Origin of the sequence: Janthinobacterium sp. SUN128 (genome assembly GCF_030587275.1) — a bacterium.
Lineage (GTDB): Bacteria > Pseudomonadota > Gammaproteobacteria > Burkholderiales > Burkholderiaceae_D > Janthinobacterium > Janthinobacterium lividum.
Window position 1 is genome coordinate 4340987 of the sequence record NZ_JAPWHY010000001.1, and the last position, 13354, is coordinate 4354340.

12 protein-coding genes are annotated in these 13354 nt (G+C 62.6%); 6 read left to right on the plus strand and 6 right to left on the minus strand.

Annotation, left to right across the window (positions count from 1 at the left end):
- Window positions 1-3: 3 nt before the first annotated feature.
- Entirely contained in the window at window positions 4-684 is a 681-nt protein-coding gene (locus tag O3297_RS19640; RefSeq protein WP_305049521.1) for a Fe2+-dependent dioxygenase, read from the minus strand.
- A gap of 421 nt (window positions 685-1105) precedes the next feature.
- On the opposite strand from O3297_RS19640, the gene bfr reads away from it, so the two are divergent.
- Window positions 1106-1582, plus strand: a complete 477-nt coding sequence (bfr, locus tag O3297_RS19645) for a bacterioferritin (protein ID WP_034778875.1) — start codon at window positions 1106-1108, stop codon at window positions 1580-1582.
- Between the two features lie 181 nt (window positions 1583-1763).
- On the opposite strand, the gene O3297_RS19650 is transcribed toward bfr, so the two are convergent.
- From O3297_RS19650 to O3297_RS19670, 5 genes are all read right to left on the minus strand, one after another.
- Window positions 1764-3092 carry an MFS transporter gene (locus O3297_RS19650; RefSeq protein WP_305049523.1) on the minus strand — a complete coding sequence of 443 codons (1329 nt, stop codon included), beginning with the start codon at window positions 3090-3092 and terminating at the stop codon, window positions 1764-1766.
- Entirely contained in the window at window positions 3089-4951 is a 1863-nt protein-coding gene (locus O3297_RS19655) for an alpha-amylase family glycosyl hydrolase (RefSeq protein WP_305049524.1), read from the minus strand. The genes O3297_RS19650 and O3297_RS19655 overlap by 4 nt, the downstream gene beginning before the upstream one ends.
- Before the next feature lie 15 nt (window positions 4952-4966).
- Window positions 4967-7261: a TonB-dependent siderophore receptor gene (locus O3297_RS19660; protein ID WP_305049525.1), complete on the minus strand. Its 2295-nt coding sequence runs from the start codon at window positions 7259-7261 to the stop codon at window positions 4967-4969.
- Window positions 7262-7561: 300 nt separating this feature from the next.
- A complete protein-coding gene (locus O3297_RS19665) occupies window positions 7562-8590 on the minus strand; it encodes a LacI family DNA-binding transcriptional regulator (RefSeq protein ID WP_305049526.1) in 1029 nt (342 codons plus the stop codon).
- Window positions 8591-8597: 7 nt separating this feature from the next.
- Window positions 8598-9212 carry a glutathione S-transferase N-terminal domain-containing protein gene (locus O3297_RS19670; protein WP_070281805.1) on the minus strand — a complete coding sequence of 205 codons (615 nt, stop codon included), beginning with the start codon at window positions 9210-9212 and terminating at the stop codon, window positions 8598-8600.
- Between the two features lie 277 nt (window positions 9213-9489).
- Between O3297_RS19670 and purB the strand changes: the two genes are divergently transcribed.
- The 5 genes from purB to O3297_RS19695 all read left to right on the plus strand — a co-directional run bounded on the left by purB (window position 9490) and on the right by O3297_RS19695 (window position 13339).
- Window positions 9490-10869 (plus strand): adenylosuccinate lyase, encoded by a 1380-nt coding sequence (purB, locus tag O3297_RS19675; RefSeq protein ID WP_034778887.1) that lies wholly within the window; start codon window positions 9490-9492, stop codon window positions 10867-10869.
- 185 nt (window positions 10870-11054) lie between these two features.
- A complete protein-coding gene (locus O3297_RS19680) occupies window positions 11055-11579 on the plus strand; it encodes a cytochrome b (protein WP_305049527.1) in 525 nt (174 codons plus the stop codon).
- Window positions 11580-11622: 43 nt separating this feature from the next.
- On the plus strand, window positions 11623-12177 hold the full coding sequence (locus O3297_RS19685) for a YceI family protein (protein WP_034778891.1): 555 nt from the start codon (window positions 11623-11625) through the stop codon (window positions 12175-12177).
- A gap of 150 nt (window positions 12178-12327) precedes the next feature.
- On the plus strand, window positions 12328-12903 hold the full coding sequence (locus tag O3297_RS19690; RefSeq protein ID WP_070281807.1) for a YceI family protein: 576 nt from the start codon (window positions 12328-12330) through the stop codon (window positions 12901-12903).
- Window positions 12904-13069: 166 nt separating this feature from the next.
- Window positions 13070-13339 (plus strand): GlsB/YeaQ/YmgE family stress response membrane protein, encoded by a 270-nt coding sequence (locus O3297_RS19695; RefSeq protein WP_034778894.1) that lies wholly within the window; start codon window positions 13070-13072, stop codon window positions 13337-13339.
- The last annotated feature ends 15 nt before the right edge of the window (window positions 13340-13354 follow it).

Consider the following 13354-nt stretch of genomic DNA (forward strand, 5'->3'; position numbering starts at 1 on the left):
TTTTTACATCTCCGCCCACATCCTGAGCAAATTATGATAATGCCCCGTCAAGCCCACCGTCGCCGGTGAATCGCCGTGCTCTGCGCGCACGCTCTGGATATTCTGATCGAGCTCGAACAGCATGCTGCGCTTCCAGTCCTCGCGCACCATGCTTTGCGTCCACAGGAAGGAGCAGATGCGCTCACCGCTGGTGACGGGCAGCACCTGATGCACGCTGCTCGACGGATACACGATCACGTCGCCGGCCGGCAGTTTCACTTCGTGCGTGCCATACGCATCGACCACCACCAGCTCGCCGCCTTCGTACTCGTCCGGTTCGCTCAGGAAGACGGTCGACGAGACGTCGGCGCGCATCGACTGCATGCCGCTCTTCGGCGTGCGGATGGCGCCGTCGATATGCAGGCCATAGTGCTCGCCACCCGCATAGCTGTTGAAGAATGGCGGCAGGATGCGCAGCGGCAGCACGGCGGCAAAGAACAGCGGATTGGCCATCAGCGCGCGGCTGACGATCTCGCCCAGTTCCAGCGCCAGCGGCGAACCCTCGGCCAGCTGCCGGTTGCGCTTGACTTGCGCGCCTTGCGCCCCGACGCTGGCGCGCCCGTCGACCCAGTCCGTCTGCGCCAGGCGCTGGCGAAAATGCGTGACCTGTTCCGGCGTCAGCACGCCGGGTATATGCAGCATCATCTTGCTATCCTTTTTCAGTAAACATCGCTGCCTGATTATCGCATCGCCGGCAGCGGCCAAGAAGACACAAAAGCAAGAACGGAGCAACATTTCCCGCCTTTTCAGCGCGGCCATGCGCGCGCGCCAGCGGCAGCAAAACAGCACCGGGAACGCGAATGAGAATGGCCTTCATTTTCCTTAACAAATAAAAAACGGAAAAATGTGGCAATCCATTTGAGAATGGGTTTTATTCGCACGATATTTACGTTAAAAAGACGGAAAAATGCCGTTTACCGCCCGAAATCGCCCATATTTTGCGCTATCATGCGGGCATAGCGAAACCGGCAACCTGCGCGCCACCAGGCAGCCCGAGCCACCCGGCAGTGAACGCCAGCAGCCTCCGGTTTCATCATCGAACGCACTACAGAACAAAGGAAATCCCATGAAGGGCGATAAAGAAGTCATCCGCATGCTCAACGCACAGCTCACCAACGAACTGTCGGCCATCAACCAGTACTTCCTGCATGCGCGCATGTACAAGCACTGGGGCCTGGAAAAGCTGGGCAAGAAAGAATACGAAGAATCGATCGGCGAAATGAAACACGCCGACAAGCTGATCGACCGCATCCTGATGCTCGACGGCCTGCCGAACCTGCAAGCGCTGCACAAGCTGCTGATCGGCGAGAACACGCCGGAAATGCTGGAATGCGACTTGAAGCTGGAACGCGCCGCGCACGCCACCGTCAAGGAAGGCATCGCCATCAGCGAAAAAGCGGGCGACTACGTCTCGCGCGACCTGTTCCTGATGATCCTGGAAGACACGGAAGAGCATATCGACTGGCTGGAAACGCAGATCGACCTGATCGCCAAGATCGGCATCCAGAATTACCTGCAAAGTCAGATGGCTGTTGAAGAGTAATGAGGACACCTGCCAAAACCTACTGCGCGTCGGCATAGGCGGCCTGCGATGCTCACCGTACTAGAGTACGGTTGCGCTTCTCGGCCACCTCTTCCTTCCGCTCGCTACGGTTTTGTCAGGTGTCGTAACATCGTTGGCGGAACAAGAAAAACCGGCAGAGCCGGTTTTTTTACGTGTGTCCTCAAGTCTTTGTGGCCTGCGGCGGGCGCAACTTGACGAACAGCACCGCCACCGCCGCGCACAGCAACAGGGCGCCGGCCAGCCGGATGACGTTCTCCGGATTGCCGCCCAGCCAGCTGCGGTAATACAGGGGCAGGGTGAAGATCTGGATGATCATCGGGATGACGATGAACATGTTGAAGATGCCCATGTAGACGCCCGTGCGCTCGGGCGGAATGCAGCCGGCCAGCATGATGTAGGGATTGCCCATGATGCTGGCCCAGGCCAGGCCCACGCCCAGCATGGGCAGCAACAGCAGCGCCGGGCTATGGATCAGCGGGATGCTCAGCATGCCCACGCCGGCCGCGCACAGGCACAGGCTGTGCATGCGCTTGGGGCCGAAGCGGCGCGTGAACGGCACCAGCGCAAAGGCAGCGACAAAGGCGACGAAATTATAGAAGGCGCCCACCTGCCCGTTCAACAGGCCCGCGTCGCGAAAGCCTTGCGACGCCGGATCCGTCGTGTGAAACAGGGTCGCCGCCAGCGACAGCGCAATGTACTGCCAGTAGCAGAACATGGCGTACCACTGGAACAGGTTGACGATGGCCAGCTGCTTCATCGTCGGCGGCATGTCGCGCAGGGCCGCGCCGATATCGGCCAGCGTGTGGCGCCAGCCCAGCGGGCGGCTGCGGATGGCCGCCAGCTCGGCCGCCGTGAGGGGGTTTTCCGGCGTCGTCTTCAGGGTCCACAGCACCGAGGCGAGGGAAAAGACGGCGCCGATCAGGAAGGCGGCGATGACGATGTGCGGGATATGGCTGCCATTGACGGCATCCTTGTTCATGCCCAGCATGACCAGCAGCGACGGCGTCAGGTAGGCCAGCGTTTGCCCCAGTCCCGTAAACGCGCTTTGCGTGAGAAAACCCAGCGAGTGCTGCTTCTTGTCGAGCTTGTCGCTGACAAAGGCGCGGTACGGCTCCATCGTCACATTGTTGGCCGCGTCGAGTATCCACAGCAGGCTGGCGGCCATCCACAGGGTGGGACTGAACGGCATGGCCAGCAGGCCCAGGCTGCACAGGATGGCGCCGATCAGGAAGTACGGCGTGCGGCGGCCCCAGCGCGTCACCGTGCGGTCGCTCATGGCGCCGATCAGCGGTTGCACGAGCAGCCCCGTCATGGGACCGGCCAGCCACAGGTACGGCAGGCTCGCTTCGTCGGCACCCAGGTATTTGTAGATGGGGCTCATGCTGCTTTGCTGCAGACCAAAGCTGAACTGGATGCCGAAAAAACCGACATTCATGTTGACGATCTGCCAGAACGACAAATGCGGACGGTGCGCGGTGGCGTCGCTCATGCTGGCTCCCTTTCCAGCCACAGCATATGCCATGGCTGCAGGCCCACGGTGCCGGCCAGCACGCTGCCATCGAGGCTGTTGCGCCACTCGCCCGCGGGCAAGGTAAAACGCTGGCTGGCGCCGCTGAAATTGCTCAGGTTGAGAAACGCGTCGCCGCGCAGCAGCGCCAGCACGGCCGGCGTGTCGGCGGGCAGCACGCTGCGCGGCGCAGCGGCGGCCAATGCCGGCAAGCGCCCGCGCGCGTCGATCAGCTGGCGCAGCGCCAGGTACAGCCGGCCGCTGGCGCTCACGCCATCGTGGCGCCATGCCAGCAAGCTGTCGTCGAACGCGGGACGCTGCAGCCAGCGGCTGTCCATCGCCCGGTCGGCGCGCTGCGTGTAGCTGTCGTCGTTGGTCATGCCCAGTTCATCGCCCATGTACAGCACCGGCAAGGCGCCAAAGCTCAATGCCAAGCCATGCAGCAGCAGCAGGCGCCGCAACGCGTATTCCTGCTCCTGCACGGTGGTGACGCTTTGCAGGCCGGCCAGCGAGGCGGCCATGCCGTTGCTGCCATGCGCCTTGTCGGCGCTGCTGCTCTGGAAGGCGGCGCCGCGCGCATAGCTGCCGGCAGCACCGGCAAAGAACTGCGCAATGCGCGCCAGGCGCGCCGGCCCGTCCGCGCCCGCTTCATTGAGCAGCACGTTCCAGCCGATGTCGTCGTGGCAGCGCACATAACTGAGCCAGCTTGCGGCCGGCGGCAGCGGCGGCGTGGCGGCGATAACCTGCTGCAGCAAGTCCGTGCTTTCCTCCGCCAGCGCGCCCCAGCCGGCGGCCATCAGGCTGCTGTGATAAGCGATATGGCATTCGGGCGCGCTATCGCTGCCAAAGTAGGCGGGCAGCTTGGGGGTGGGCACGATGGCTTCGGCCTTGAGCAGCACGCCAGGCGCGACGATGGCGGCGATGGCGCGCAAGGCTTGCAGCAGGCTGTGGGCTTCGGGCTGGTTCATGCAATCCGTGCCTTCGCGCTTCCACAGGAAGGCCGTCGAGTCGAGGCGGAACACCTCGATGCCCTTGTTGGCCAGGCCCAGCATGGCGCCGGCCATGGCCGCGAAGACGGCCTGATTGGCGTAGTTCAAGTCCCACTGATAGGGATAAAACGTGGTCCAGACCCAGCGCTGGAGCTCCGGCACGAAGGTGAAATTGCCCGGTGCCGCCTGCGGGAAGACCTGGCCAACGGTGCGCTCGTAACGGTCCGGCTGCACGCGGTCGGGATAAGTGTGGAAAAAATCGCGCAGCAGCGGATCGCCCGCCTTGGCGCCCAGCGCCCACGCATGGTCGTCGGCCACATGGTTGAGGATGAGGTCCGAGCACAGGCTGATGCCGGCCGCGCGCAGCTGCGCCGTCAACGCCAGCAAGTCGGCATTGCTGCCCAGCGCAGGGTCGACTTCCTCGAAGCTGGCGACGGCAAAGCCGCCATCGCTTTCGCCGGCACGCGGCCGCAAAAACGGCAGCAAATGCAGATACGTCACGCCCAGCTCGCGCAGATGGGCAATGCGCGCGGCCACGCCCTGCAGGCTGCCGCCGAAGCGCTGCACGTAGGCGCTGTAGCCCAGCATGGACTGGCTGGCAAACCAGTCCGGCTGCGCTTCGCGCTGCGCATCCTGCCGCAGCAGCGCCGGCGCGCGCGCCGCGTACAGCCGTCCCACACTTTCCATCAGGTCGCCCAGCCAGGGCAGGAAGTCAGGCCGCTGGCCATACAGGCTGCCCAGGCGGTCGAGCAGGACCGCCTCCTGTCGCGCATAGCGGCGCGCCGCATCGTCGCGCAAGTGCGAGGGGAGCGGCGCCAGCAGGCGCGCCAGGGGGCTACGTATCGACATCATGAATCCTATCCTTGCTTAAAATGCGTATTTCAGGCTGACCTTGACGGCGCGCCCCGTGATCGAGCGGGCCGCGTGGCCATCGCCCTCGACTTCCGTATAGCCGATCTTGTTGAGCAGATTGTTCGCCGTCAGCGCCACCTGCATCTGCGGCGTAAGCTGGTAATTGACGAAGGCGTTGAGCACCTGGTAGGCGGGCAAGGTGATCGTGTGCGCATCATCGCCCCACGACTTGCCCGTGCCGACCAGGCTGGCGCCCAAGGTGGCAGGCCCCCATTCATAGGTGGGCGCGAGCTGGTACACGACACGCGCCTGGCGCCGCGGCGTATTGCCGATCAGCGCCACGTCGGCCGCGGCCGTGCCCGTGATCTCGGCATCCGTGAACGTCAATCCGCCATTGATGCGGAAGTCGCCGGCGCTGTAGGCCGCTTCCAGTTCCACGCCCTTCGCTTCATAGCTGTTGGCCGTGCGCAGCTGCGTCGTCGCCTCGTAATTGCTTTCCTTCGTCTTGGCCTGGAACACGGTGACGAAGGTGCTCAGAGGTCCCCGCCGCCATTTCACGCCGCCTTCGAGCTGGCGCACGGTGTTGATCGCCACCGGCACGCTGCCATCCAGGGGCGTGCCGAACAGGATGCGGTCGGCATTGAAGGCCACGCCTTCGCTGACGCGGGCAAACACGGCCAGGTTGGCTTGCAGCTTGTAGTTCGCGCCCAGCGAGTACGAGGTATGGCCCAGGGTGTAGTCGACCTGCTGCACCGTCGACGGCAGATAGGCTTGCGCGCCGGTGGCCTGGTTGGCCGTGCCACTGGCGTGCTGGCGGTCGCGCCGCAAGCCGCCGTCGAGGTTCAGCGCGCCGCTTTCCCAGGCCAGGTTTACGTAGGGCGACGTCGTGCGGTATTCCATGTCGACGGCGCGCGAACAGCAGGCGCCGAAGGCCGGGCCGATGTAGCCGGGCGTGCTGCTCGCCGTTTGCAGCAGCGCCGGCTGGTCGCCCGTGGCCTGCAGCAGGTATTCATTGAAATTCCAGGTCAGGCCCAGCTTTTGCTGCGACAGGTACAGGCCGGCCGTGGTGGTCAGCTTGCCGCTGTCGAGCACAAACGTCCTGGCCAGCTTGGTATCGCTCAGGGTATTGCTGGCATCGTCGATCGAGGTGTTGAACACCACGGCGGAAAACGCGCGCCCCGTGTAGGGCTGGCCCCGGTTCGGGCCGCTGGCAAACACGTAGCTGCCGTCGCTGCCGTTATTCGACGGGAAGACGCCGATGAAACGGCCCGAATTGTCGGCGTAGCGGAAGTTTTCGCTCACGCTCCAGCCCTGTCCCAGCTTGAACGATGCTTCCAGTCCCACGGTGTCGCTCTTGACGTGCAGACCGTCGTTGACGCGGGTGGCCACGCGCTGGTTATCCTTGTTCAGCACCATGTCGGGCACCCAGTACGGCGAATAGAAACTGGCCTTGCGCGGGTCGATGCCGGCGATTTCCCCGATGCGGCCATTGCGCACGCTGACCGGCACCGGCAAGGCCGTGGGCGACTGGTCGTCGAGGTGCTTGAACGACAGGCGCACGAAACCGCTGTCGAATTCATGCGTGACATTGCCGCGAATCTGGCCGCCCTTTTCGCTGTTGACGCCACTATGGCGGATGCCTTCGCCCGTGCGCCAGGAGCCGCCGATGAAGAAGCGCGTGCGCTGGGAAACCGGCGCGCCGTAATCGAAATCCACGCGCGTCTGGTCGTAGCCCAGGCCCCGGCTGAGCGCCACGCTGCCGCCCTTCTCCTTGCCATTCTTGCTGATGAAATTGATGATGCCGCCCGGCGAGTTGGTGGCCAGGGTGGAGGCCGAACCGCCGCGCACCACTTCCAGGTGGTCGAGGGTGGAATCGATCTTGACGAAGCTGTCGGGCGTGGTGAAGTTGAAGTCGCCGAACTGCAGCACCGGCAAGCCGTCTTCCTGGATCTGCACATAGCGCGCGCCGCCGGCGGAAATGGGCAGGCCGCGCACGGTGATGTTGGCATTGCCTTCGCCGCCCGAGGACTCGGCCCGCAAGCCCGGCACCGAGCGCAGGACTTCGGCGGCGCTGGTCGGCGCGTTGTGCAGGATGGTGTCGAGTTCCATGCTGCTGACGGAATTGCTCGATTTCATTTTGGACGTGCCGCCGGTGGTGCCGGTGACCACGATGCGTTCCAGGTTCAGGCCATCGGCGGGGGCGGCGCTGGCGGTGTCGCCGGCCGATTGGGCCTGGGCGGCGCCCCATTGCAGCAGGGCCAGGGCGACGGCTGCGGCCATGCAGCCGCGTTGAGCAGTACGTGTCTTCATCTTGTCTCCAGTGTTGTATGCCGATACATCGAGGTATCCGCTTGTTATGGGTTCTGGCCGCCGCATGCCATGGCGCGCTGGCTGAGCCGGTACGTCATTATTCAACGAATAAGAATTTATTGCAATCGATTGCAATCGAGCGCTGCAACATGGAATTTATGTTGTTTTTAAGGGAGCGCTACGGGCAGAGAAGAGGGAAACAGGCGGGAACTGATACAAGATCAGGGTTTTTCATGCTGCCGTGCAGCATGAAAAATAGTGGGAAATTCTGAAATTATTGCAATCGGTTGCAACCGCGCTTTACCGGCCCGAGGCGCGTACGATCAGTTCGGTTGGCAATTGCCGGGATGGCGCAGGTGCGCCATCAACCAGCGCCAGCAGCGAGGCCACCAGCGCGCGTCCAGCGGCGCGGATCGGCTGGCGCACGGTGGTCAGCGGCGGGTGGAAATACGCGGCCAGTTCGATATCGTCGTAGCCGACCACGGCCACCTGTTCCGGCACGGCCACGCCGCGCGCGCGCAAGGCGCTGATGGCGCTCATGGCCAGCAAGTCGCTGCAGGCAAAGATGGCGTCGAACGGGAGCTGGCGATCCAGCAGTTCCTGCACGTCCGTCGCGCCGCCCTGCGGCAGGAAGGAGCCGGCCACGTACAGTTGCGGATCGGGCGCCAGTCCGTGCGCGGCCAGCGCCTGCGCATAGCCCTGGTGGCGCTGCGCCACTTCGGGCAGCTTGGCGTCGCCAAAGAAGGCGATGCGACGGCGTCCCGCCGCCAGCAAGTGCTCCGTGGCCAGCCTGCCGCCGGCGACGTTGTCGCCGCCAACGGTGCAATACAGCTGCTGCGGCAATTGCGCGCCCCACACGACGATGGGCACCTGGCGCGCGGCCAGCTGGTTCAGTTGTTCATGGTGGCGCCACTGGCCGATCAGGATGATGCCGATCACACGGCCGCTATCGAAGGACTGGGCGGCCGCATCGAGCGTTTCCGCATCCACGCGCGAAATGAGCATGTCGAAGCCCTGCTCCGTCAGCGCATCGGCCAGGCTGCCCAGCATGCTCAGAAAGAAAGGATCGGACAGGTGCTGGCGCGTGGCCGCGTCATACGGCACCACCACGCCCACCGTGCGGTTCTGTTTCAGGCGCAGGTTTTGCGCGCCGATATTGATGGAGTACTTGAGCGAACGGGCCAGCGCGATGACGCGCGCGCGCGTTTCTTCATTGACCAGCGAACTGCCGCTCAGGGCGCGCGACACGGTGGACGTGGACACGCCGGCAAGGCGCGCGATATCGGCCATCTGCAGGCGGTGCTGCGCCTTCGAATCGGTACCGGTCATCGTACGCTCACTGCGGCACGGTGTCCTTGAACGACTGCCGCTCGGACAGTTTGTCGAACAGGCGCGCCAGCGCAGGATGGTCCGCGCGCCAGTCGATTTCCGGGAAGCGGAAGCTGAGCCAGCCCAGGGTGCAGCCCACGGCCACGTCGGCCAGCGTGTAGTTCTTGCCGGCGCAATACGCGCTCTCGCCCAGGCGTGCTTCCAGCGCCGCCAGGCCCAGGGTGACTTTTTCCAGCTGGCGCGCGATCCAGGCCGCGCTTTGCTGCTCGGGCGGGCGCTGCGTGCGCTCCAGGCGCACCAGCACGCCCGCGTCGAGGATGCCGTCGGCCAGCGCTTCCCAATTCTTGATATCGGCCCGCTCGCGACCATTGCCGCCGGCCGGCAGCAGCTTGCACACGGGCGTGAGCGTGTCGAGGTATTCGACGATGACTTTCGAATCGATCAAGGTGCTGCCGTCTTCCATCACCAGGCAGGGCACTTTGCCCAGCGGATTGGCCTGGGCGATGCGGGTTTCCGGCACCCACACGTTTTCCAGCTCGAAAACATAGTCGAGCTTTTTTTCCGCCAGCACGATACGGGCTTTGCGGACATACGGGCTGGCGAGGGAACCGATCAGTTTCATAGGTACTTTAAGGTAAAGGAGCAGCAAGCAGTATAGCATCGGCGGCAGCGGTGTTTGGCAGCACGCGCCCGGCGGCCCCCAGTGTGTGGCAGGCACGCCGCATCGGGGCCGGATTCGGCCAAATTGCGGTGCGCCGGCGGCCGACGGACGGCTGGCCAGTGGCCAGCGGTGGTAAAATCGCCCTTTACTGTGGCGCCGTCAGTGTTGCTGTATTGCAATAGCCCTGCCCTCCCCGCGCGCCACACGCCAACCGTTTCTTTAACTTGCGTCCGCTCTCATGACTTCTACTACTCCGTATTCCACGCTGTCGGCCCTGTCTCCGCTCGATGGCCGCTACGCCAGCAAGACCGATCTGCTGCGCCCGATCCTGTCCGAAGCCGGTTTCATGCACCACCGCGTGAAAGTGGAAATCTCCTGGCTGCAAGCGCTGTCGCAAGCCGGTTTCGCTGAAATCAAGCCGTTCTCGGCAGAAGCGAACGCCCTGCTCGACAAGATGGCGAGCGATTTCTCGGAAGCCGACGCGGCCCGCATCAAGGCCATCGAAGCGGTCACCAACCATGACGTGAAGGCTGTCGAATACTGGCTGAAGGAACAAGTGGCGGACGTGCCGGAACTGGTGGCGGCGTCGGAATTCATCCATTTCGCCTGCACCTCGGAAGACATCAACAACACCTCGCACGGCATGATGCTGAAAGCCGCCCGCGATGGCGTGATGCTGCCGGCATTGAACGGCCTGGTGGCCAAGCTGACGCAGATCGCGCACGACAACGCCGACGTGCCGATGCTGTCGCGCACGCACGGCCAGACGGCCAGCCCGACCACCCTGGGCAAGGAATTTGCCAACGTCGTGGCCCGCTTGCAGCGCGCCGTGAAACGCATCGAGCAAGTGGAAATCCTCGGCAAGATGAATGGCGCCGTCGGCAACTACAATGCCCACCTGTCGGCCTACCCCGGCTTCGACTGGCCGGCATTCTCGAAGGCCGTCATCGAACAGCGCCTGGGCCTGGTCTTCAATCCGTACACCATCCAGATCGAGCCGCACGACTACATGGCTGAACTGTTCGACGCCTTCGCGCGCGCCAACACGATCCTGCTGGACCTGAACCGCGACATCTGGACGTACGTGTCGCTGGGCTACTTCAAGCAAAAACTGAAAGCGGGCGAAATCGGTTCGTCGACCATGCCGCACAAGGTCAACCCGATCGACTTCGAAAACTCGGAAGGCAACCTGGGCCTGGCCAACGCCGTCCTGAAACACCTGTCGGAAAAACTGCCCGTCTCGCGCATGCAGCGCGACCTGACCGATTCGACCGTGCTGCGCAACATCGGCGTGGGCCTGGGCTACACCCTGCTGGCCTATGACAGCTGCCTGCGCGGCCTGAACAAGCTGGAAGTAAACCACGCGCGCCTGGCGCAAGACCTGGACGCGACGTGGGAAGTGCTGGCCGAGCCCGTACAAACCGTGATGCGCCGCTATGGCATCGAAAACCCGTACGAGCAGCTGAAAGAGCTGACGCGCGGCAAGGGCATCTCGAAAGAAGCGCTGCAAACCTTCGTCAATGGCCTGGCCATTCCGCAGGATGCCAAGGACGTGCTCTTGACCATGACGCCGGGTAACTACATCGGTATCGCGGCGCAATTGGCCAAAGCCATCTAAGCAGTTTCCACATGGGGATCATGCGATCCCACTCCCGCGGGGCGGCCAGCACACAAATGCTGCCCGCCCCGCGGTTTTTCCGGCAATCTTTCTTGTAGAATCTCCAGCACGCAGCGTAAATTGCTTTTCTTTGGTATATTAGGCCGAATTAGTCCTAATACGTACTACTTTCAAGAAAGCCGTCGATGCAACGCTACACCACCACCGCCATCATCCTGCACTGGCTGACCGCCCTGCTGATCATCAGCGCCTTCATCATGGGCCTGGTCATGGTCGATATTCCCGGCCTGACGCCCACCAAGCTCAAATACTTCTCGTGGCATAAATGGCTGGGCGTGACCGTGCTGGCCATCGCCGCCATCCGCCTGCTGTGGCGCAAGGCCAACGTACCGCCGCCGCACCCTGCCAGCATGGTGGCCTGGCAAAAGAAGGCAGCCGACGCCATGCATGTGCTGTTGTACATCCTGATCTTCGCCGTGCCCATTTCCGGCTACCTGTACACGCTGGCCGCCGGCGTACCCGTGGTCTACCTGGGCCTGTTCCAGCTGCCCGTCATCATGGCGCCGAACCCGGAACTTAAGCCACTTTTAAAAGAGATTCATTATGTTCTGAACATGACGATGGCCGCCGCCGTGGCTGCCCATGTGCTGGCGGCGCTGAAGCATCAATTTATCGACAAAGACGGCGTACTTAAACGCATGCTGCCATAACACCGACTTCACCCTTGCTCACTGAAACTCCAGGAAAAATAAGATGAAAACCACCCAACGCATCGTCCTCGCTTCCCTGCTGGGCCTATCCGTGGCCGCCACCGCCGCCACCCTGCTGAAAGTCGATCCCGCCAAGACCAGCGTGTCGGCCGTGTTCAAGCAAATGAACGTGCCCGTGGAAGCGAAGTTCAAGAAATTCAATATCGCCATCGATTACAACCCGGCCACGCCGGACGCCTCGAAAGCGTCGGTGGAAATCGAGACGGCCAGCATCGATATCGGCGACCCCGAATACAACAAGGAAGTGGCCAAGAAAGAATGGTTTAACGCGGCCCAGTTCCCGAAAGCCACCTTCGTTTCGAGCAGCATCAAGGCCGCCGGCGCTGGCAAGCTGACGGTCAGCGGCAAGCTGAGCATCAAAGGCAAGACCACCGACGTGACGTTCCCATTGACGGTCAAAGCCGATGGCGGCAAATATGCGTTCGACGGCGCCCTGCCGATCAAGCGCCTGACCTACAACATCGGCGAAGGCGAGTGGAAAGACACGAGCATGGTTGCCGACGAAGTCACCATCAAATTCCACGTCGCCGCGCAGTAACACCTGAGAAAACGTCCATGGCTGCGTTGCTCTTGCCTCGTCGTACTATTCGTACTGCCTTCGGCAAGGCGCCTGGCCCTGAACGTTTTTCAGGCGTTACATATCAGATCACCGCCCAAAAATCTGTTGTTTAACTTAGTTAGGAATTCAATGAAATTGAAGCACTTGATGATCGCCGTGCTGGCAGCCGCCGGCGCCGGTTCGGCCATGGCCGCTACCGACACCTACAACCTCGACCCGACGCACACTTTCCCCAGCTTTGAAGCCGATCACATGGGCATGTCCGTGTGGCGCGGCAAGTTCAACAAGACCAAGGGCACGGTCACCCTGGACCGCGCCGCCAAGACGGGCAGCCTGGACCTCGTCATCGACGCCGATTCGATCGATTTCGGCCTCGATGCCATGAACACGCACGCGAAAAAAGCGGACATGTTCAACGTCGAAAAATTCCCGCAAATCACCTACAAGAGCAAATCGCTGAAGTTCGACGGCGACCAGCTGGTGGAAGTCGATGGCGAACTGACGCTGCTGGGCGTAACCAAGCCCGTCAAGCTGAACGTGAGCAAGTTCAAGTGCATCATGCATCCGCGCTACAAGCGCGAAGTGTGCGGCGCCGACGCCACGGCGGAATTCAAGCGCAGCGACTTTGGCCTGAACTACGGCATGCCGGCATTCTCGCCAGAAGTCAAGCTGGCCATCCAGGTGGAAGCCATCAAGGCCGACTAAACACGGCCTTGCCGCATGACAAGCCCGCCTCGCTGCCCGCAGCCAGGCGGGCTTTTGCATGCGCAGCGCGAATCCGCTGGACTTTTCTATCGTGCGGCATCACTATCCATTGGCATGATGTTGTTCTGACATGGCACACCCACTTATCCACCGCGCGGAGGACTACATGAATTTCATTATCTGGATCGTTATTGGCGGCGTCATCGGCTGGCTGGCCAGCATGGTCATGAAAACGAATGCGCAACAGGGCATCTTCCTCAATATCGTCGTCGGCATCGTCGGTGCCTTCCTCGGCGGCTGGCTGCTGGCCCCCCTGTTCGGCACGGGCACCATCAATAGCGACAATTTCAGCCTGGCTTCTCTGCTGGTCTCGTTCCTGGGCGCCGTGATCCTGCTGGGCATCGTGAATCTTTTGCGCCGCGGCAAAATACGCTAAGCAGACACATGGCAG